The following is a 20,238-nucleotide window of genomic DNA, read 5'->3' on the forward strand; positions in this document are numbered from 1 at the left end:
CTCGGGCCCAAGATAAGGTTGGGGCAAGACACATGACCTCTCCAAGCGCTCTCGACAATGGCCAAGCCGTCGTGATCAGGTCGAAGACCCGCGTTCGCAAGAGAGTCGCCCGTCCATGCCCGCTTCCTTCGACGACATCGAGATCGGCCAAGTGGTGTCGCTGGGCGCCACGGTCGTCGACGGCAAGGCGCTGGAGACCTTCTGCGCGTCGTTCCAGCCGGGCTGGCCGGCGGCCAGCGGCGCGCCCGACACCATGGTCTTCGCCATCTGGTCCAAGCTGGACAGCGAGGCCAGCGCCGCCTGGCCCCAGACCAAGCGGGTCGGCGTCGACGCCCTGCGCTGGCTGCGCAACCCGCCGGCCGGCGAACTGCTGCGCGGCCGCATGACGGTGATGGGCAAGGACCCGGTCGGCGAGGGCAAGGGCATCGTCATCGCCCAGCACGACCTGCTGGACGAGGCCGGCCGCCTGGTCTTCTCGTGCCTGACGCGAAGCATCTTCGCGCGGTAGCGAGAACGAAAAAGGCGGCGGGCTCTTTCGAACCCGCCGCCTCTTCAACGCCGTGAAGCGTCTGTCTTAGTTCAGCGCGCCGTTGGCGGCCGCTTGCTGCTGGCGGATGGTCGCCAGGGCGATCAGACGGTCCCAACCGATCAGCGACACCAGGTGCGCATAGATCTGGGCCAGGGCGCCGCTGGTCTGCAGTTCCTTGATCTTGTCGGCCGGCAGGGCGTTCAGCTTCTCTTCCGAGACGCCGAAGTACTCGGCCACCGTCTGCGGCTCGCCGGCCGAGCCGTCGGCGTTCAGCGGAGTGAAGACGGCCTTCTTCAGTTCGAAGAGGTCGTTGTCCTTCAGCAGCTGCACGAACGAGTCGGTGCGGCGGCGCTCGACTTCGAAGTCGTCGCAGAACTTGATGCAGTTCTGGGTGTATTCGGTCGGCTCGCCCTTTTCGTCGAACAGCGGGGTCTGGCCGCCTTCGGCCAGCAGGTCCGAGCTGCGGTCGATGCAGACGATCAGACGATCCTGGTTCTCGTCGTTGGCCAGGACGAACGGATAGCGGCGGATATAGGCCGGGATGTAGGCGCCCGGCTCGAAGCCGCCGTCGGCGCCGATGAACAGGTTCTCACCGGTGTTGAGGCCCATCACGGCCAGCGGCACGCGATCTTCGCCGGCGAAGATCACCGGATAGCTCAGGGCGGCGGGGGCGAATTCGGTGACGGCCAGCGGCACGGCGGTGCCGTTCAGGGCGAAGCCGTAGGGCTTGTCCTTGTGGACCAGAGCGAGCTTGGCGTGCTGCTCGCGGTTCAGCGGCTCCGGCGAGGAGTAGAACAGAACGTTGCCGGAGATGCCGCCGGCGGGTTGGGTCGTTTCCATGAACAGCTCGACATAAGGCTAATGAACGGACGCCTATTGCGCTTAGGCGGCCTTTGAAAGGTCCGGCGCTTCTAGCCGATCCGGAGGGGCCTCGCAATCGACCCCTCCGCCTTGTGGTTAAGTCGAGCTTCCATTTCACCCCTGGCGGGAAAGCGGCGCTGGAAACGCCGCCCTGGGCGAGCGAATTCTAGAACTTCCAGGCCACGCCGGCCCGCACCGAACGGCCCGGCGACGGGGCGATGTCCTTGAGGAACGAGACGTGCTCGCGGATCTCCTCGTTGGTCAGGTTGCGGCCGTCGACGAACAGCCGCAGCGGCGAATCCGCGATCGGCTTGAACGTGGCCTTGAGGTTGACCACCGTGTAGCCGTCGGTGGGCAGTTCGAAGGTCGCCACCCGGTCCTGCTCGGCCACGCGGCGCACTTCCAGCGTGGTCTCGACGCGCGGCGCGGTCCACACCACCGAGCCGCCCAGCGACCACGGCGGGATGCGGGCGGGCACGCCGGCGTCGGTGTCGCCGTGCACCCAGTCGAAGGTGGTCTCCAGGCGGATCGACTGGGTCGCCCCGCGCCAGGCGTCGTAGCTGGCCTCGATCTCGGCCCCGTGGAAGTCGGCCTTGGTCTGGAAGTACTGGTAGACGGGGAGGTCGTCCTCGACCGCGCCGGTCGGGGCCTCCTCGATGAAGTTGTCGTACTTGGCCGCCCACAGGTGGCCTTCGGCGCGCACGCGGTCGCTCTTCCAGCGGACCGTGGCCTCCAGCGAGGTGACGGTCTCGTTGTCGAGGCTGTCGTCGCCGACCTCGAAGCCGCCGGTGCCCGGGTGCGGGCCGTTGGCGAACAGCTCGAACTCGGTCGGGGCCCGGCCGTTGCGCGACAGGGTCAGGGCCAGGAACAGCGGGTCGCTGGGCTTGTAGAACACGCCCAGCGAGGCCGAGACGTTGTCGAAGTCGCGCGACTGGGTCGGCGTGGTCAGCTCGCGCGTGTCGAAGCGCAGGCCGGCGTCGACGCCCCAGGTTCCGCGATCCAGGCGTTGCAGGGTGAAGACCCCGTATTCCTTGATCTTGGTCGAGGGCACGAAGGCCTCGTCGCCGATGGCTTCGAAGTGGCGCTCCAGCGCCTGGAAGCCGATGGCGCCCTGGTGGCCGTCATGCTCGCGGTGCACCAGCTCCACCCGGCCCTCGGTCCCGTCCGACAGAAAGCGGGTGCCGACTTCGCCGTCCTCGACGCTGACCTCGGCGTGCTCGTAGTCGGCGTAGCCCAGCGAGACGCGGACCTTCTCGAACCACGGATTGTCCAGTTCCTGCTCGCCGCGCAGGTCGTAGCGGGTCTGCTGCAGGTGGATCGAGACCGGGCCCTCGGCGTTGGGGTCGATCGGGGCCAGGATCTGCTCGTAGGGCACGCCGTAGGTGGTGTCGGTCTTCTTGACCGACAGGCCGACGAAACCCCGGTCGTGGACGTAGGAGACGCCCGCGCCGTAGGCGTCGACCTCGACATCGGTGTTCTTGACCTTGTGGTCGGGATCGACCGTCAGGCCGTCGCGGGCCGCCAGGCGGTCGGACACCGCCGCGACGGGGATCGAATAGTCGTCGGTGCGGCGGCTGGAGACGTCGGCCGCGAACACGAACGGGCCCTTCCCGGCCTTGATCGCGCCGCTGTAGGCCCAGCCGTCGTCGACCGACGAGGCCGAGGCCGACAGCCTGCCCTCGGGGCCGTTGGCGGCCGGGCTGGAGGGCACGCGGTCGTCGATCATGTTGACCACCCCGCCGATGCCCGAGCCGCCGTAGGCCAGGGTCGAGGGGCCGCGCAGCACCTCGATCCGCGAGGCCTCGCCCGGGTCGCTGGCCACGGCGTGGTCGGGCGACAGGGCGCTGGCGTCGACCTGGCCGACGCCGTTCTGCAGCACCATCACCCGGGGACCCGACAGGCCGCGGATCACCGGCCGCGAGGCGCCGGGACCGTAGAAGGTGGACCGCAGGCCGGGCAGGCCGTTCAGCAGGTCGCCGATGCCGGCGGCCGGCAGGGTGTCCAGCTGATCGCGGGTCACGACGTTGACGCTGCTGGTCACGGTGTCCAGCGACACGGCGTAGGGGGCGGCGGTGACCACGACCTTGTCGACGGCGTTGGACTCGGGCCCGTCCAGCGCGGCGGCGGCGTCGGCTGGAGCCGGGGTCTCGGCGGCTTGAGCGAGCGGCGCGACGAGGGCGAACGCCAGCAGGCTCGCGGCGGAAAGCAGTACGCGACGGGGCATGGGAGATCCTGAACCTTGGCCGGGGGAGCGGCTTGGACGAAGTGTTATGAAATAACATTACGAGTCGTCAAGCGGCTTCGTGCCAAAACCCGGCTTGACGTCACGCTTCGTCGCCGTTCTGTGGTCGGATGACCGCAAGGAGGCCGCCCATGACCCGCAACATGCTGCTCGTCGCCACTCTGGGCGGCGCCCTGCTGATGGGCTGCTCCCCGGTCCAGGACCTGTTCTCCAGGCCGGCCGCCTCGAAAGCCGCGCCCTATGCCGTCAGCCCCAGCACGGCCAGCTGGACCAAGCCGCCGACCGGCTATCTGAAGACCGGCATGAACCTGGACGGGGCCGCCATCGTCGGGCCGCCGCCGACCCCGGACTCGCCGCGCGGCAAGGCCGACCAGGCCACCTTCGAGGCCACCCGCGCCCTGGCGGGCACGCCGGCCTGGGACAAGGCCATCGCCGACGCCGACCTGTCGGGCGCGCACGGCTTCAAGAGCTTTTCCTGCGCGGCCGGGGTCACCATCAGCCCGCAGGCCACCCCGACCCTGACCAGCCTGCTGCTGCGGATGACCGACGACGCCGCCACCCTGTACCAGCCGGCCAAGGCGGCGTTCCAAAGGTCACGCCCGCCGGTGGGCAACACCAAGCCGATCTGCGTGCCGCGCGAAAAGTGGATCGAGACGGACGGCTCCTATCCATCCGGTCACGGCTTGATCGGCTGGTCCTGGGCTCTGGTGATCTCGGAGGTCGCGCCCGAACACGCCAGCGCCGTCCTGGCGCGCGGCCGCGAGTTCGGCGACAGCCGCATCATCTGCGGCGTCCACTATCAGAGCGACATCGAGGCGGGGCGCTATCTGGGCTCGGCCATGGTCTCGCGGCTGCACCAGGATCCGGCGTTCATGAGCGATCTGGAGAAGGCCCGGGCCGAGGTGGCGGCGTCGCGGGCAAGCGGGGCGCCCAAGGACTGCCCTGCCGGCTAGCACTTGCCCCCTACGGGTCGCTTCGCGACCGTCTTCCCCCAGAGGGGGAAGAGGACGCGGTGCGGCGGCCGGGGCGTCCTCCGCCCCCTATGGGGCCGGACAGGCGGCGCAGCCGCCAGGTGGGGGCAAGTGGGTGAGTTGCTGAGCTAGGCCGGCCGCCCCGTCGCCAGCGCGCCATACAGCTCCGGCCGGCGATCGCGGAAGAAGCCCCAGGCCGCGCGGTGGGTGCGCAGGAAGTCCAGGTCGAAGGTCCCGGTCACCAGGCCCTCATCGGCGTGGCCCAGCTCGCTGATCAGGTCGCCGCGATGATCCGCCACGAAGCTGGAGCCGTAGAAGGTCTGGCCGCCGTTCGGGTAGCCGTCCCAAGGCTCGAAGCCGATGCGGTTGGCGCCGACCACCGGGATCACGTTCGACACCGCATGGCCCTGCATCGCCCGCTGCCAGGGCAGGGTCGTGTTGAGGCTGGGGTCATGCGGCTCGGTGCCGATGGCGGTCGGGTAGAACAGGGCCTCGGCGCCCATAAGGGCCATGGCGCGGGCGGCCTCGGGGTACCACTGGTCCCAGCAGATGCCGACGCCCAGGCGGCCGAAGCGTGTGTCCCAGACCTTGAAGCCCGTGTCGCCCGGCCGGAAGTAGTACTTCTCCTGGTAGCCGGGACCGTCGGGAATGTGGCTCTTGCGATAGAGGCCCAGCATCGAGCCGTCGGCGTCGGCCATCACCAGGCTGTTGAAATAGTGCGGGCCCTCGCGCTCGAAGATCGAGATCGGGATGACCACGCCCAGCTCGCCGGCCAGGGGGGCGATGGCCTTGACCACCGGATGCTCACGCCACGGATGGGCTTCGGCGAACCACCGCTCCTCCTGCGTCACGCAGAAATACGGACCCTGGAACAGTTCGGACGGCAGGATCACCTGCGCGCCGCCGGCGGCGGCCTCGCGGATGAAGGCCTCCGTCTTCTTGATGTTGGCCTGCAGGTCCATCCCGTAGGAGGTCTGGATCGCGGCGACGCTGAGGGCGCGGGTCATTCGCCGGGCTCCTGTTGGCTGATGCAGTGGAACGAGCCGCCGCCGGTCAGGATGGCGGTCGAGGGCAGGCCGATGACCTCGCGCTCGGGGAACAGGCCGCTGATCACCTCGACGGCGAAGGCGCCCGACTCCTCGGCGTAGATCGGCACGATCACCGCCTCGTTGGCGATCAGGAAATTCATGTGCGAGGCCGGGATGATCTCGCCGTCCTCGTCGAGGATGCGGCCCGGCGAGGGGATGCGCACCACCTGCAGCGGCGAGCCGCGGCCGTCGGTCATGGCCGCCAGGGTCCGCGCCGTCTCGGCATAGACCTCGGCGTTGGGGTCGTCGGTCCCGAAGGCCATCGGGCAGGCCACCACGCCCGGCGCGACGAAGCGGGCCAGGTTGTCGATGTGGCCGTCGGTGTGGTCGTTCAGCAGGCCGTCGCCCAGCCACAGCACCTTCTTGACGCCCAGCGAGGCGGCCAGGGCGGCCGAGGCCTTGGCCTCGTCGAAATCGCCGTTGCGGTTCTCGTTGAGCAGGCACTGGCGCGTGGTCAGGACGCAGCCCATGCCGTCATGGTCCAGCGACCCGCCCTCGAGCACGAAGGCGTTGCGGGACAGCGGCGCGCCGCTGGCGGCGGCGATCTGCTCGGCGACCAGGTCGTCGCCCTCCATCTCGTACTTGCCGCCCCAGCCGTTGAACAGGAAGCCGGCGGCCACCGGACCGTTGGCGGTGTCGACGAAGATCGGGCCGGTGTCGCGCAGCCAGATGTCGCCGAACTGGCCGCGGACGATCTCGACCGTGGTGTCGGCCAGGCGCGCGCGGGCGGCGGCCTCGGCCTCGTCGCCGACCACCATCAGGCGGACGCGTTCGCCGCCGGGACCGGCCAGGGCGCGGGCCAGGGCGGCGACCTCGTCCTGGGCCTGCTCAAGGTCTTCCCGCCAGAGCTCGGCGTGGCTGGGGAAACCCACCCACATGGCGCGGTGCGGAGCCCACTCGGCGGGGACGGTCGGGGTCATGTCGGAAACCTGGATCGAAACGGGAGGCGCAAATGGGCCGGGACGGGCCCGGGGTCAAGCCGTCCTTCTAGAGCATTTTCAAGCGAAGTGGATTCCGGTTCGCGTGAAGGAAATGCGTCAAAGCAAAAAGCAAACTGCTGCGACAAAAGGAAAAGGGCGGTCCGTTTCCGGACCGCCCCATGCCTTAGTCCGCTGTACGCCGTTCTTAGAACGCGGCGTGCAGGGTGATGCTGGCCGTGCGCGGATAGCCCGGTTGGCCCAGGCCGGTGCCCGAGGGGTTCACCGCCAGGTCGCCGAGGTACTTCTCGTCGGCCAGGTTCTTCACGTTCAGCTGGATGTAGGTGTTCTTCATGCCGACGCCGTCCAGGAAGCCGTCCAGGACATAGCGGGCGTCCAGGTCGAGCAGGGCGTAGCTCGGCACTTTTTCGGTGTTGGTCAGGTTGGTCCAACGCTCGCCGACGTACTTGGCTTGGACGCCGACGCTGAGCGCTTCGGTGATGTCCCAGTCGACGCGGACGGCGCCTTGGTAGTTCGGGGCTTCGTACAGTTGCTTGCCCTTGGTCAGCAGCAGCGAACCCAGGGCGGTGCCCGGGATGTTATCCTGCAGTTCCGAGTCCTGGTACGAGAACGAGGCGTAGAAGCTGAGGTAGTCTTCCGGCTTGAAGCCGAACTGGGCGTCGAAGCCCTTTTGCTTCACGTCGCCGACGTTGACCGAGAAGGCGATGTTGTCCTGCTCGTTGAAGGCGCGCTCGATGCGGTTGCTGAAGTTGTTGGCCCAGAGCGAGGCCGACAGCAGGATGGTCGGCGACTGGAAGCGGTAACCCACGTCGATGACGTGCGAGACTTCCGGGTTCGGGTTGGTCAGCTTCTTGTCGTACAGGTCGTCGGTGCGCGGCGCCGACAGGGTTTCGGCGTAGGTCGCGTAGACCGATTGGTGGTCGGTCAGGTTGTAGCTGACGCCGACGTTCGGCAGGATCTTGTCGTACTTGCGGGTGAACTGGCGCGGACGACCGTACTGGGTGGTGCCTTGGCCCGGCAGGGTGACCAGCGTCTGGCCGTTGCCGTCGTCGGTGCCGGGCACCGCGGTCGGGGTCTGGTTGGTGCAGTAGGCCGTGAAGGTGTCGGCCTGATAGCAGAAGTTGTTCAGTTCGCGCTTGAAGAACGGAGCGCGCAGGCCGGCGTTGAACAGGACCTTGTCGTCCATGAACTTGCCGCGGTACTCGACCGAGATCTGGTTCAGGGTGGCGACCGAGACGCGGTCGCGCTTGCGCAGGATGCTGCCGTCCGAGAGCTTGATCGGCTTGCCGTAGCCGTCCTTGCCGCCGAACACGTCGTTCGGCGTCGTGTCGCCGCTGAACGTCGTGTATTCGCCGGTCTGACGGTGGTGGGCTTCGTCGTAGGTGTAGGCGGCGCGGAGGCTTTGGCCTTCGGCGAACTTCCAGATCAGCGACGAGGTGATGCCGTAGCGGCGGGTGTTGGTCGTGTTGGGCGAGTACAGCAGGACGGTGTCCTGGACGTCGCCGTCGCCGTTCAGGTCCTGGCCGCCGGTGTTCACCGAGCCGAGGATCAGGCTGTTGGACGGCGTGGGCAGGCCGGGCGTTTCCTTGAACAGGCCGCGACCGCCGCCGTTGGCCAGGGTGTACTGGAAGTAGGGGTCGGCGGTCAGGATGAAGTTCTCGCCGATGTGGAACAGCGACTGACCGCGGATGTTGCCCGTGTTCGACGGGTTGATGTTGTACTTGTAGCAGGTGCCCGCGTTGGTATCGATCTGAGCGGTGCCGGCGACCGGGGTCGGACGCGCGCAGGTGGCGCGGCTGTAGCCGATGCCGGTGCCGGCCTGGAACTGGGCCAGGCTCATGCGGTTGATGAAGTTGTTGCGGTTTTCGTTGTAGTTGGCGATCAGGCTGACGAAGTCGCCGTTGTCGCCGATCGGCTGATAGATCCGCGCGTTGAGCTGCTTCTTGTGGATCTTGCCCGGGCCGTTGAACACGTCGTTGATGGCGTCGGCGTAGCTGAACCAGGCGCTGGTGCCCCAGGGGCCGATCTTGCCGGTGTCGATCACGCCGAAGAAGCGGCGGAAGTTGCCGTCGCCGGCCTGGGCTTCGAACACGCCGCCGAACTCGTCGGTGGGCTTGCGGGTCACGTAGTTGATGGTGCCGCCGGCGGCCGCGGCCGTGGGGCTGTCAACGTCGGTGGTGCCCAGGTTGACGTCGACCTTCGAGATCAGTTCCGAGTCCATCTGCTGGTTCGGATAGATGGCGTAGTTGCCGCTGTCGTTCAGCGGGATGCCGTCCTGCAGCAGGGCGATGCGCTGCGAGTCGAAGCCGCGGATGGTGATGTCGCCGCCGGCCGAACCGTAGGCGTCGTTGTTGGAGAAGTTCACGCCGGGCAGCAGGTTCAGCGAGTCCAGAATCGTCTGGCCGGGCACCTGGCGGGCGATGAAGTCCTGGGTGATCGTCGAGCGCGACTTCGGAACCACTTGCTGAACGATCGCGCCGTTCTGGTTCTTCAGGCTCGAAGCGGTGACCACGACCTGTTCGACGGCGTCGGTGCCGGTCGACTGGGCCATGGCGGCGGTGGCGCTGAGCAGGCAGCCGACCAGAGCGGTCGACGCCAGACAGGCGAGCTTTTTCGTCATCATCTTGATCTAATCCCCTCGTTCAAGCCGCAACGGGGTGCATGAAGCCCGCCGAGCCATGTCATTGAGAGGCTCTTTAGCGACGTATTTAGAAGGTTTGGTGACGGAAAGGCCACGATCGCGGATAAACGCGCTCCGGGGGCCCGCTTGCGGAAGATTTAGTCAGCGTCCTCTTACTTATGCGGGAGAAATCAGCGTGGCCCTTGATGAAACGGCGCGGGCGACCCAGGCGCGAATCTGGCGCCTGACCCTGATCTTGGTCGGGGTTCTGACGGTTCTGCGAGTCGTCGCGCTGTTCGTCACCCCCCTGGAGTTGTACCCGGACGAAGCTCAGTACTGGCTGTGGTCGCGCCACCTTGATTTCGGCTACTTTTCCAAGCCTCCCGTCATCGCCTGGCTGATCTGGGCGACCACGCGGATCGGCGGCGACGCCGAGGCCTGGCTGCGCATCGGCTCGCCCCTGCTCAACGCCGGAACGGCCCTGGTGATCTCGCGCATCGCCACGCGGCTCTACGGCGACGAGCGGAACGGAAACTGGATCGGGCTGGCCGCCGCGGCGATCTTCATCCTGATGCCCGGCATCCAGCTGTCGTCGGTGCTGATCACCACCGACACGCCGCTGCTGTTCTTCCTGGCCTTGATGATCTGGGCCTGCGTCGCCTTGCCGCACGCCTCGCCCCGCACCCGGATCTGGATCGCCGCCGGCATGGGCGCGGCGCTGGGCATGGCGTTCCTGAGCAAGTACGCGGCGATCTACGCCCTGGCCAGCCTGGCCGCCCATCTGTTCCTGTCGCGCGAGGCCCGGCGCGCCTGGACCCCGGTCATGGCGATCGCCTTCTTCGCGGCCCTGTTCGTCGTTTTCGCCCCGAACATGTGGTGGAACTACCAGCACCACTTCTCGACGCTGGAGCACACGGCGGCCAACGCCAACTGGAAGGCCGGCAGGCTGTTCAACCCGATCGAGCTGGTCCAGTTCGTCGGCTCGCAGTTCGGCGTGTTCGGACCCGTGCCGTTCGGCGTGCTGGGCGGCGGAGCCCTGCTGCTGGCGTTCCGCAGGCGCCTCGCGCAGGCTGACATCATGCTGCTGTGCTTCGCCCTGCCGCCGCTGGTCACCGTGGCGGCCCAGGCGTTCGTCTCGCGGGCCAACGCCAACTGGGCGGGCGCGGCCTATGTCGCCGGCTCGGTGCTGGTCGCGGCGTGGCTGCTGCGCTGGGACGCCCGCCGCTGGCTGATCGGCGGCCTGGCCCTGCAGGCGGTGCTGGCGGCGCTGTTCCTGACCTGGGTGATCGATCCGCGCACGGCCGAGGCCATGGGCATGGCCAACGCCTTCAAGCGGGCGCGCGGCTGGGACCAGACCGTGCAGGCGATCATCGAGCGGACGCGCGAGGAACAGGCTCTGCGCGGCGGCGTGACCGCCGTCGCCGTCGACGACCGCTTCCTCTACAATGTGGCCGCCTACTACGGCCGCGACTATTTCGGCACGTCGGCCGCCCCGCCGCTGCGGATGTGGGTGCACGAGATCGCCCCCCGCAACCAGGCCGAGGCCGAGGCGCCGCTGGACGCCGCCCTGGGCCGCCGGGCGCTGATCGCCAGCCTGGAAGGCACCTACCGGGCCAAGATCCGTCAGGACTTCAAGGCGACCTCCGACCTGCAGATCGTCCGTGTGCGGCTGGACAAGAAGCGCTCGCGCCGGACCGACCTGTTCATCGCCCAGGGCTTCGCGCCCGTGCCGCGTGATCCGGAGACGGGGTTGCCGCCGGATCCGGAACCGACGCCCTAAGGCCTAGGCCCTCCCCCTGTGGGGGAGGCGGCCGAAGGCCGGTGGGGGGAGTTCAGGGCGATCGATCCGGGTTTAAGCCGGCTGCCGATCACTCCCCCCTCCGTCGGCTGCGCCGACACCTCCCCCACAGGGGGAGGACCTTAGACCCCGACCTCGAACGCCGCCTCGGTCTTGGCCTTCACCTCGTCCACCGTCACGTCCGGCGCCAGCTCGATCAGCTTCACCGGCGTCTTGCCCCGGTTGATCTCGAACACGCCCAGTTCGGTGATCAGCAGGTCGACGACGCCGGCTCCGGTCAGGGGCAGCGAGCAGCGGTGCAGCAGCTTGGCCGCGCCGGACTTCTCGCAGTGGTCCATGACCACCACCACCCGCTTGACGCCGGCCACCAGGTCCATGGCCCCGCCCATGCCCTTGACCATCTTGCCGGGCACCATCCAGTTGGCCAGGTCGCCGGTCTCCGACACCTGCATGCCGCCCAGGATCGACAGGGCGATGTGGCCGCCGCGGATCATCGCGAAGCTGTCGGCCGACGAGAAGTACGAACTCGAATCCAGCTCGGTGATCGTCTGCTTGCCGGCGTTGATCAGGTCGGCGTCCTCCTCGCCCTCGTAGGGGAAGGGGCCCATGCCCAGCATGCCGTTCTCGCTCTGCAGCGTCACGGACATGCCTTCGGGGATGTAGTTGGCCACCAGGGTGGGGATGCCGATGCCGAGGTTCACATAGAAGCCGTCCCGCAGCTCCTTGGCCGCCCGCTCGGCCATCTGGTCACGCGTCCAGGCCATTACGCTTGCTCCTTCGGACGAGTGGTCACGCGTTCGATGCGCTTCTCGAACTTCGCGCCCTTGATCAGGCGGTCGACATAGATGCCGGGCGTGTGGATGTTGTCCTTGTCCAGGGCCCCGACTTCCACGACCGCCTCGACCTCGACGACCGTGACCTTGCCGGCCGTGGCCATCATCGGATTGAAGTTGCGGGCGGTCTTCCGGTAGACGAGGTTGCCCTCGGCGTCGGCCTTCCAGGCCTTGACGATCGACAGGTCGGCGGTCAGGCCGCGCTCCATCACATACATCTCGCCGTCGAATTCGCGGGTTTCCTTGCCCTCGGCCACCAGGGTGCCGTAGCCGGTGCGCGTGAAGAAGGCGGGGATGCCCGCCCCGCCGGCGCGGATGCGTTCGGCCAGCGTGCCCTGCGGATTGAACTCCAGTTCCAGCTCGCCGCTGAGGTAGAGCTGTTCGAACAGCTTGTTCTCACCCACATAGGACGAGATCATCTTCTTGATCTGGCGGTTCTCCAGCAGGATCCCCAGGCCGAAGCCGTCGACGCCGCAATTGTTGGAGACCACCGTGAGGTCCTTGACGCCCGTTTCGCGGATCGCCGCGATCAGGTTCTCGGGAATGCCGCACAGGCCGAAGCCTCCGGCCATGATGGTCATGCCATCGAATAAAAGACCCGCCAGCGCTTCGGCGGCTGTGGACTTCACCTTGTCGACCATGGTTCCTCCCGGAGCGACGTTCGGCGACTGCTCTGAGCCGCCGGACGGAGAAATTCAACCCTTGATGAATAAAATTTCGATGCGTGGAGTTTCGGCGTGACGGATCAGGCTAACCCTGGGGAAGCTAGCATTGGGCTCGCGACGCCCGCCACCTCGGGCGTGCTGTTGACCCTGGCGCACCCGGCGCTTGAACGGTCTCGCGCCAACCGCGCCCTGGCCAAGGCGGCCAAGGGCGTCGAAGGGGTCACCTTCCACGACCTCTACGAGACCTATCCGGACTTCGCGATCGACATCGAGGCCGAGCAGGAACGGCTGGTGGCGCACGACGTGATCGCCGTGCAGTTCCCGCTCTACTGGTACTCGACGCCCGCCCTGCTGAAGGAGTGGTTCGACCTGGTCTGGCTGCACGGCTTCGCCTACGGCCTGGACGGCAACGCCCTGGCCGGCAAGCGGCTGTTCGCCGCCTGCACCACCGGCGGGGCGGCCAAGGCCTATCACGCCCACGGCTACAACCGCTTCACCCTGGACGAATATCTGCGCCCGCTGGAGCAGACCGCCTATCTGTGCGGCATGGTCTGGGAGACGCCCTTCGTGGTGCACGGCGCGGCGATCAAGGACGACGACGAGCTCAAGGCCGAGGCCCAGCGCTACCGCGCCCGCGTCGCCTCGCTGCTGACCGCGCCCGCCGACGCCGAACTGGGGGCCTGATCCATGCCGTTCCTGCTGCAAGCCCTGGTCTATCTCGGCGCCGCCGTCATCTCCGTCCCGATCGCCAAGCGGCTGGGCCTGGGCTCGGTGCTGGGCTACCTGATCGCCGGCGTGGTGATCGGGCCGTTCGCCCTGTCGCTGGTCGGCGAGCAGGGCGACGTGATGAAGTTCGCCGAGTTCGGCGTGGTCATCCTGCTGTTCCTGATCGGGCTGGAGGTCCAGCCCTCGACCCTGTGGGACATGCGCAAGGCGATCTTCGGTTTCGGCGGCTCCCAGGTCGTGGGCACAACGGTCGCCATCGCCGGCGTCTCGATGCTGCTGGGCCTGCCCTGGCAGACGGCCCTGGCCGTCGGGATGGTGCTGGCCATGTCGTCCACCGCCATCGTGCTGCAGACCCTGGACGAGAAGGGCCTGAGGCATGGGCCGGTCGGACGGGCCGCCTTCGGGATCCTGCTGCTGCAGGACCTGGCGGTGATCCCGATGTTCGCCCTGCTGCCGACCCTGGCGACCATCGCCCCGCCGATCCACGCCGAAGCCGCCGGCCACGGCGCCGGGAGCCTGGTCGCCCACCTGCCGCCGTGGGCCCAGGGGATCGCGGTGTTCGTCGCCGTCGGCGCCGTGGTCGGCGGCGGCCGCTACCTGGTGCGGCCGATCTTCCGCTTCATCGCCGAGGCCCGGCTGCGCGAGATCTTCACCGCCGCGGCCCTGCTGATCGTCGTCGGCGTGGCCAGCATCATGCAGACCGTCGGCCTGTCGCCCGCCCTGGGGGCCTTCCTGGCGGGCGTCGTCCTGGCCGAGAGCGAGTTCCGCCGCGAGCTGGAGTCCGACATCGAGCCGTTCCGGGGCCTGTTGCTGGGCCTGTTCTTCATCACCGTCGGGGCCGGCATCGACCTGCGGCTGGTCGCCAGCCAGCCGCTGGTGCTGATCGGCCTGGTGCTGGGCCTGATGGTCCTGAAGTTCCTGGTCGTGTTCGGCCTGGCGCGGCTGTTCGGGGCCCCGGCCCGGGGCGCGGCCGCCGTCGCCACCGCCCTGGCCCAGGGCGGGGAGTTCGCCTTCGTGCTGCTCAGCTTCACGGTCGGGGCGGGCGTGATCGGCGCGACCCTGGCGGCCCTGCTGACCGCCGCCGTCGCCGTCTCCATGGCCCTGACCCCGGTGGCGATGATCCTCTACGAGCGCATCGCCCAGATGATGGACGCGGCCATCCCCAAGCAGGTCCCCGACACCGGGGCCTTCGACGACGGCGAGCCGGACATCATCATCGCCGGCTTCGGCCGGTTCGGTCAGATCACCGGCCGCCTGCTGACCGCTAACGGCTTCCGCTCGACCGTGCTGGACAGCGATATCGAGCAGATCGACCTGCTGCGCCGCTTCGGCCGCCGGGTGCACTACGGAGACGCCACGCGGATGGACCTGCTGCGCGCCGCCGGCATCGAGCGGGCCCGGATGCTGATCGTCGCCCTGGACGATCGCGAGAAGACCGTCGAGCTGGTCGAGACCGCCCGCAAGGCCTTCCCCGACCTGGTGATCCTGGCCCGGGCCTGGGACCGCCGTCACGCCTACGACCTGCTGGCCAACGGCGCCGACGCGGTCGAGCGCGAGACCTTCGAGGCGGCCCTGGCCCTGGGCACCACCGCCCTGCAGAAGCTGGGCTACCGCGCCCACCGCGCCCATCGGGCCGGCGCGATCTTCCGTCGTCACGACCGCAAGTCGTTCGAGGACCTGCGTCCCGTCTGGGGCCAGGAGGAGGCCTACATCCTGGCCTCGCGCGACGCGGCCCAGACCATGGACAAGCTGCTCAACGCCGACCTTGCTCGTTTGCGCCCCGGCGACGCCGCCGGCGCCTGGGACACCGCCACCCTCGACGAGGAGCTCAAGGAACGCGCCGAACGGGACGCGGCCCGGCGGGAGGGAGCGAAGTAGGGGCAGGGAACTGACGACGCCCTGACGGGATTCCTTACTGCAAGGAGGAATCCCATGGCTGACAACCTGCAAGATCGCGGACCCCAGGATCGCGCGCGGATCAACGTCAACGAACCGCACGAAGTGGCCTATTGGACCGAGAAGTTCGGCGTCAACGCCGACCAATTGCGCAACGCCGTGACCGACGTTGGCGTATCGGCGGACGCGGTGGAACAGGCGCTGGCGTCGCGTCGCGACAAGGTCTGAGCGGAAGCCGTGCGCTACTTCTTCCAGCTCAGCGACGGCCACGTCCTGACCGATGACGAGGGCGAGGTGTTCGACGACCTCGACGCCGCAAAGGTGGAAGCCGCGCGGATCGCCGGCGAGTGGCTGCGCGACAACGCCGACGAGTTCGCAGAGGAAGGCGCCTTGCTGGTCGAGGTGCTCGACGAGCGCAAGGCCGTGCTAGCGACCGTCGCGGTCGAGGCCAACACCCCGACCGGGACGATGCACTGATCCTATCCTAAGCCCTCCCCCTGTGGGGGAGGTTCTACAAGCCTACAGCAGCCAGTCGCCGACCACGTGGTGCTGCGGATCGAGGTAGCCCTGCTGGGTCAGGGACGTGATCGTCCAGTTGTCGAGGATCACCGAACCCATGCCGACGGCGCTGATCTGCACGGCGTCGGCATGGCGGTCGCCGTTGGTGTCGACGTCCTTGAAGGTCGGCTTCAGCAGTTGATCGATCAGGTCGTCGAGGATGCCCAGAGCCTTGGCCGGTCCATGGCTGTCGAACAGGCCGCCCAACTGGCCGCGCAGCGGGGTGACGATGTGGTCCTCGCCCGGGTTGAAGTCGGTGATGTGGTCGGTCCCCGACAGCAGGTTGAACACGAAGTCGTCCGCCCCCGCCCCGCCGGTCAGGAAGTCGTTGCCCAGACCGCCGTCCAGCGTGTCGCGGCCGGTCCCGCCGTTGATGCGGTCGACGCCCGCGCCGCCGTAGAGGTGGTCGGATCCGCCGCCGCCGTTGATCACGTCGTTGAACAGGCCGCCGGTGTAGGTGGTGTCCTTCTCGCCGACGTCGGTGAAGCTGTTGGCCTTCAGCAAGCTGCCGGACAGGCTGCGGTTGTCGCCCGCCTCGCCCACCGTGATGCTGACCGTGATCGGGGCCGAAAAGCCGCCATGGCCGTCCGAGGCGGTGTAGGTGAAGCTGTCGATCACCGACTTGCCGGCGGCCAGCTGATCGAAGCTGTCGGCGTCGGCCACGTAGCGCACCTGGCCGTTCTCGATGCTGATCGAGGCGCCCAGGGCCGACTTGGTCCCCGACAGGGCCGCGATGCTCAGGACGTCCAGGTCGATGTCGTGGTCGTTGGCCAGCACGTTGACCAGGATCGAGGCGTCCTCGGCGACCGAGGCCGCGTCGGCCGCGCCGACCGGCGCGTCGTTGACCGCCTCGACGCCCAGTTGGACCGTCACCACGCCCGACACGCCGCCATAGGCGTCATGCGCGGTGTAGGTGAAGGCGTCGGTGCCATTGTAGTTGGCGTTGGCCGTGTAGACGAACGAGCCGTCGGCGTTGAGCACCAGCGTGCCGTAGGTCGGGCCGTGGTCCAGCACCGCCGTCAGGGCGTCGCTGTTCACGTCGCTGTCGTTAGCCAGCACGCCGTGCGCGGCGTCGACGGTCAGGATCGCGTCCTCGGAGACCGTGAACACACCGTCCAGCGTCGCCACCGGCGCGGTGTTGATCGACAGCAGGGCCAGCACCGCGTCGTGGTCGGTGGGCTGGTCGATCGCCGCCTGGCCGGTGTTGAGGTGGACGTTGTCGAACACCGCCCCGCCCTTGAGGCTTTGCGAGACCAGCAGGTGGTCGATCTGCTGGGTGTTGCCCTCGAAGAGGTACGAGTACTGGTCCTCGGGCGCCAGGGTGCGGACCAGGTTGTAGAGGGCGCCGTTGGCCTCGAGCAGGGTCAGGGTCTGCTCGAACTGGAAGCCGTTGAAGTCGCCCATCACCGCCACGTGGGCGTCGGGATTGGCGGCCAGCAGGCCGGCGACGTAATCGCGCACCGCCGTGGTCTGGTCCACCCGGCGGTCGTCGCCGCTGTTGGCGGCGGGCTGGTTGGCGCCGAACAGCGGATCGCTGCCGCCGCGCGAATAGTTGTGCACGTCGATGGCGGTGACCGTCTCGCCGTGGAAGATGAAGTCGGCGGCCAGCGGATTGCGGCTGTTGTTGAAGGCGTTGGCGGGGCCGGTGGTGTCCTGGACCAGCCGGGCCGAGCCCTCGACATAGTCCACCCGGTCGGCGCGGTAGAGGAAGGCGCTGCGGATGTTGCCGTTGCTCTCGCCGCCCGTGGTGTTGTTGGCGGTCGGGGCGATCTCGACCCAGCTGTAGCGCGGGCCGCCGGCCGCCTCGATGGCCGCCACCAGCTTGTTCAGGGTGTCGGCCCCGCTGTAGTTCGTGCCGTTGCCCGACCCGTCGGCGTCCTGGATCTCCTCGACGCCGATGATGTCGGGCGCGCCCAGATTGTGGGCGATGTCGTCGGCCAGGGCCTGGAACTTGGCGTCCGGATCCTGCGGCGAGATGTTTTCGAGGTTGTAGGCGCCGATCTTCAGGTGGCTGGCGTCGCCGGTCAGGGAGGTGGTTTCCTGCGGCAGGGGGCCGCCGCTGACCATGTTCTCGACGGAGAGCGGGATCACCTCGTACTTGCCGCCGAAATAGCTGACCACGCCGGTGACGTCGCCCAACTGGTCGCCCAGCACGTAGCCGGCGTTGAAGTCCGGGTTCACGCCGGTGTCGGCATAGACCAGGATGCGCTCGGGATTGAAGTCGCCGTCCGAGATGGTCACCCCGCCGCGGTCGTTCAGGCCGGTGGCGCCGGCCCCGCCGTCGGCCACCACCCAGGTCTGGCCCGTGGTCGTGGCGTCCACCGCCTGGGCGTTGTGGATGGTGACCACCATGCCCTCGATCGACTCGTAGAAGTCGACCCCGTCGTGGGCCGGATCGAAGCTCGACAGGCTGTCGTCGTCGATCACGGTGTTGGGGATGGCCCGGCCGCCGGCGCCCAGCACCGTCGAGGCCACCGCGCCCGTGCCGATCACGCTGATGGTCGGGGCGGTGATCTCGGTGATCGTCAGGTTGGTGGCGACGCCGCCGTTATATTCGTCGACCGTGCCGGCCACCTTCACCAGGTCGCCGACATGGACGGTGGGGATGGCGTTGGTGAACACGAAGACCGCGTCCGAGGTGGCGTCGTTTCCGTCGCCCGTCACGTCCTGGATCCAGAAGCCGCGCGAGCCGCTGGTGTCGATGGCCGTCACCACGCCCTGGGTCGACACCGTCTGGCCGTCATAGGCCGAGATGTGGCCCGCGCCCTGGATGTCGTAGATCGCCACCGGGGCGAAGTCGTCGTTGACGATCGAACCCTGCCCCGCCGCGTCGACCAGGGCGGCCGCGCCGCTGGTCACCACCAGGTTCGACAGGTTGACGGCGAAGGCCTCGTTCGGCTCGGGCGTCGCGTCGCCGTGGATCGTCACCGAGACGGTCTGGCTGGCGGGGCCGCCGGCCGTGAAGGTCAGGGTCCCGTGGGTCTCGTCATAGTCGCCGCCCGCCAGGGCCGAGCCGTTGGCGGTGGCGTAGTCGACGGTGAAGGCGCCGGTGGTGTTGGTGCGGGTGACCGTGAAGGTCATCACCTGGTCGCCGGAATCGCCCTCGGTCAGGGTCACGTCGCTGATCGAAACGTTGGCGCTGGGCACGCCGCCGTCGGTGACCGTGAAGCCGGTCTTGTAGGCCACCGGGTTGCCGTCATCGAGCGACCAGTTGGCCGAATTGCCGATGGCCGACAGGATCTCGGCCTTGGTCCCCGTGGTCGTCCCCACATAGGCGCCGTTGTCGAGCGAGAACGCCAGGGCGGTGCCGCCCGCCGACAGGCCGGTGGGGATCGCCGAGGTGTTGGAGTTGGTCGCGTCGCCGGCGTAGGTCGCGTTGCCGTCGGCGAAGTCCAGGGCGAACAGCGGCGTCGCGCTGGCGGCCGCGCCTTGATAGGCGATGATCTGGTCGCCCGAAGTCGACGGATTGAACGAGCCGGTCAGGCCCGTGACCGTGATGACCGTCCCCGCCGCCGCGCCGCCGGCCGGGGCGGTGTAGGTGAAGGTCCCCTCGCCGCCCCGGAACCCGCCCGCCGCGAACCAGCCGTTGTCGGTGAAGCTGATCACCGTGCCCGCGTCGACCGCCTGCAGCAGGACGAACGAGAACGACTTGCCGGCGGTGTCGGCGCTGTAGCCGATCAGGGCGAGATCGCCCACGGTCAGGGTGGTCATGCGTTTCCTCCGAAGGGGGTCTTATTCTGGGCGGTCGCCGCTAAGCTTGAGAGTGGGTCGGGCCGAGTGTTCTAGGCGCTTTCAGCACGGCCGCGATCTTGATCCAGCCTAGGGACGCTCGATGACAGGACGATGTCGAAGTTTTCAGCAGTTCGCAATCGAGTTATCGCGGTCAAAAGCCGTCAATACAGTCTAGTTACCGCTGTAATCGGATCAAGTTCTCGGATTGGCGCTTTCATCAGGACACCACATCGCGGCGGGATTTTCACGATAACCCCGAGACAACAGCTGAGCTGCCCACGGACAGTTCAAATATCTTTGATATGCGAGCCCTCCCGACGACTGACGACGATGACCGCAACGCCTCGCGCAAGCCGCGAAGATTGCAGCCGTGCACCCCAGGCTTCAGTCGTGAAGGAAATTCTTACTTACTTCATCAGAAACCACCATGCGGCTGACAGAGCGTGGGCGTCGAAACAAGCGCCCGATTGATTGGCGCCTCCTTCTCGCCCTCTCTCTTGGAGAGAGGGGACAAGAGGCGTCCATGCTCGGCGTCCAGCGGATGAAGCCCAGCGATTTCAACGCTCTGAACTTTCTCGACCCGATTTGGTCCTCACCCTTTCGCGGTGCCCGTATCCTTGACTCACCTCGTTGCATGGAAAGGGCGCATGGCCAGCGACCGATGCGGCGGCGGGGGGCGATCGAGCGGGACTGGGCTGGAGGGGGTTACTTCAGCGTGTCCGGGGACTCCCATCGTTGGGGAGCCCGCCCGCCGTCGGCGTCGAACGGGGACAAAGCGCGT

15 protein-coding genes are annotated in these 20,238 nt (G+C 68.0%); 7 read left to right on the plus strand and 8 right to left on the minus strand.

Annotated elements, in window-relative coordinates; genetic code table 11:
• The first annotated feature begins 115 nt into the window (after positions 1-115).
• Positions 116-508: an acyl dehydratase gene (locus AC1DYP_RS14015; RefSeq protein WP_477032894.1), complete on the plus strand. Its 393-nt coding sequence runs from the start codon at positions 116-118 to the stop codon at positions 506-508.
• Positions 509-574: 66 nt separating this feature from the next.
• On the opposite strand, the gene AC1DYP_RS14020 is transcribed toward AC1DYP_RS14015, so the two are convergent.
• Complete coding sequence (locus AC1DYP_RS14020; RefSeq protein WP_477032895.1) at positions 575-1,369, minus strand: SapC family protein; 795 nt, start codon at positions 1,367-1,369, stop codon at positions 575-577.
• Positions 1,370-1,556: 187 nt separating this feature from the next.
• The gene (locus AC1DYP_RS14025) at positions 1,557-3,614 is read right to left on the minus strand and encodes a TonB-dependent receptor (RefSeq protein ID WP_477046828.1); all 2,058 of its coding nucleotides are present in this window, start codon (positions 3,612-3,614) and stop codon (positions 1,557-1,559) included.
• 149 nt (positions 3,615-3,763) lie between these two features.
• Between AC1DYP_RS14025 and AC1DYP_RS14030 the strand changes: the two genes are divergently transcribed.
• Complete coding sequence (locus AC1DYP_RS14030) at positions 3,764-4,585, plus strand: acid phosphatase (RefSeq protein WP_477046829.1); 822 nt, start codon at positions 3,764-3,766, stop codon at positions 4,583-4,585.
• A 146-nt stretch (positions 4,586-4,731) separates the two neighbouring features.
• On the opposite strand, the gene aguB is transcribed toward AC1DYP_RS14030, so the two are convergent.
• From aguB to AC1DYP_RS14045, 3 genes are all read right to left on the minus strand, one after another.
• Positions 4,732-5,610 (minus strand): N-carbamoylputrescine amidase, encoded by an 879-nt coding sequence (aguB, locus tag AC1DYP_RS14035; RefSeq protein ID WP_477046830.1) that lies wholly within the window; start codon positions 5,608-5,610, stop codon positions 4,732-4,734.
• Positions 5,607-6,611: an agmatine deiminase family protein gene (locus AC1DYP_RS14040; RefSeq protein ID WP_477046831.1), complete on the minus strand. Its 1,005-nt coding sequence runs from the start codon at positions 6,609-6,611 to the stop codon at positions 5,607-5,609. Before AC1DYP_RS14040 ends, aguB begins: the two co-directional genes overlap by 4 nt.
• 205 nt (positions 6,612-6,816) lie before the next feature.
• Positions 6,817-9,249 (minus strand): TonB-dependent receptor, encoded by a 2,433-nt coding sequence (locus AC1DYP_RS14045; RefSeq protein ID WP_477046832.1) that lies wholly within the window; start codon positions 9,247-9,249, stop codon positions 6,817-6,819.
• A 196-nt stretch (positions 9,250-9,445) separates the two neighbouring features.
• Between AC1DYP_RS14045 and AC1DYP_RS14050 the strand changes: the two genes are divergently transcribed.
• The gene (locus tag AC1DYP_RS14050) at positions 9,446-11,029 is read left to right on the plus strand and encodes an ArnT family glycosyltransferase (protein WP_477046833.1); all 1,584 of its coding nucleotides are present in this window, start codon (positions 9,446-9,448) and stop codon (positions 11,027-11,029) included.
• Positions 11,030-11,169: 140 nt separating this feature from the next.
• Here AC1DYP_RS14050 and AC1DYP_RS14055 read toward each other — a convergent pair whose 3' ends face one another.
• Both AC1DYP_RS14055 and AC1DYP_RS14060 read right to left on the minus strand, forming a co-directional pair.
• Positions 11,170-11,811, minus strand: coding sequence for a 3-oxoacid CoA-transferase subunit B (locus AC1DYP_RS14055; protein WP_477046834.1), 642 nt, complete (start codon positions 11,809-11,811; stop codon positions 11,170-11,172).
• Positions 11,811-12,521 (minus strand): CoA transferase subunit A, encoded by a 711-nt coding sequence (locus AC1DYP_RS14060; protein WP_477046835.1) that lies wholly within the window; start codon positions 12,519-12,521, stop codon positions 11,811-11,813. The genes AC1DYP_RS14055 and AC1DYP_RS14060 overlap by 1 nt, the downstream gene beginning before the upstream one ends.
• Positions 12,522-12,617: 96 nt before the next feature.
• Between AC1DYP_RS14060 and kefF the strand changes: the two genes are divergently transcribed.
• Genes kefF through AC1DYP_RS14080 form a run of 4 tightly spaced genes read left to right on the plus strand, consistent with a single transcriptional unit; the run spans position 12,618 to position 15,644 of the window.
• Positions 12,618-13,229 (plus strand): glutathione-regulated potassium-efflux system oxidoreductase KefF, encoded by a 612-nt coding sequence (kefF, locus tag AC1DYP_RS14065; RefSeq protein ID WP_477046836.1) that lies wholly within the window; start codon positions 12,618-12,620, stop codon positions 13,227-13,229.
• 3 nt (positions 13,230-13,232) lie between these two features.
• Positions 13,233-15,149 carry a monovalent cation:proton antiporter-2 (CPA2) family protein gene (locus AC1DYP_RS14070; protein WP_477046837.1) on the plus strand — a complete coding sequence of 639 codons (1,917 nt, stop codon included), beginning with the start codon at positions 13,233-13,235 and terminating at the stop codon, positions 15,147-15,149.
• Between the two features lie 54 nt (positions 15,150-15,203).
• A complete protein-coding gene (locus AC1DYP_RS14075) occupies positions 15,204-15,395 on the plus strand; it encodes a DUF3606 domain-containing protein (protein ID WP_477046838.1) in 192 nt (63 codons plus the stop codon).
• Positions 15,396-15,404: 9 nt separating this feature from the next.
• Complete coding sequence (locus tag AC1DYP_RS14080) at positions 15,405-15,644, plus strand: DUF6894 family protein (protein WP_477046839.1); 240 nt, start codon at positions 15,405-15,407, stop codon at positions 15,642-15,644.
• Between the two features lie 42 nt (positions 15,645-15,686).
• Here AC1DYP_RS14080 and AC1DYP_RS14085 read toward each other — a convergent pair whose 3' ends face one another.
• Positions 15,687-19,436, minus strand: coding sequence for an Ig-like domain-containing protein (locus AC1DYP_RS14085; RefSeq protein ID WP_477046840.1), 3,750 nt, complete (start codon positions 19,434-19,436; stop codon positions 15,687-15,689).
• Positions 19,437-20,238: the final 802 nt, after the last annotated feature.

The sequence above is a fragment of the Caulobacter sp. P1_D6 genome (assembly GCF_056406095.1).

Excerpts from the sequence above, each read along its gene's own strand:
- AC1DYP_RS14015 (WP_477032894.1), top strand. The coding sequence starts at position 116 with ATGCCCGCTTCCTTCGACGACATCGAGATCGGCCAAGTGGTGTCGCTG.
- AC1DYP_RS14020 (WP_477032895.1), bottom strand. The coding sequence starts at position 1,369 with ATGGAAACGACCCAACCCGCCGGCGGCATCTCCGGCAACGTTCTGTTC.
- AC1DYP_RS14025 (WP_477046828.1), bottom strand. The coding sequence starts at position 3,614 with ATGCCCCGTCGCGTACTGCTTTCCGCCGCGAGCCTGCTGGCGTTCGCC.
- AC1DYP_RS14030 (WP_477046829.1), top strand. The coding sequence starts at position 3,764 with ATGACCCGCAACATGCTGCTCGTCGCCACTCTGGGCGGCGCCCTGCTG.
- aguB (WP_477046830.1), bottom strand. The coding sequence starts at position 5,610 with ATGACCCGCGCCCTCAGCGTCGCCGCGATCCAGACCTCCTACGGGATG.
- AC1DYP_RS14040 (WP_477046831.1), bottom strand. The coding sequence starts at position 6,611 with ATGACCCCGACCGTCCCCGCCGAGTGGGCTCCGCACCGCGCCATGTGG.
- AC1DYP_RS14045 (WP_477046832.1), bottom strand. The coding sequence starts at position 9,249 with ATGACGAAAAAGCTCGCCTGTCTGGCGTCGACCGCTCTGGTCGGCTGC.
- AC1DYP_RS14055 (WP_477046834.1), bottom strand. The coding sequence starts at position 11,811 with ATGGCCTGGACGCGTGACCAGATGGCCGAGCGGGCGGCCAAGGAGCTG.
- AC1DYP_RS14060 (WP_477046835.1), bottom strand. The coding sequence starts at position 12,521 with ATGGTCGACAAGGTGAAGTCCACAGCCGCCGAAGCGCTGGCGGGTCTT.
- AC1DYP_RS14070 (WP_477046837.1), top strand. The coding sequence starts at position 13,233 with ATGCCGTTCCTGCTGCAAGCCCTGGTCTATCTCGGCGCCGCCGTCATC.
- AC1DYP_RS14075 (WP_477046838.1), top strand. The coding sequence starts at position 15,204 with ATGGCTGACAACCTGCAAGATCGCGGACCCCAGGATCGCGCGCGGATC.
- AC1DYP_RS14085 (WP_477046840.1), bottom strand. The coding sequence starts at position 19,436 with ATGACCACCCTGACCGTGGGCGATCTCGCCCTGATCGGCTACAGCGCC.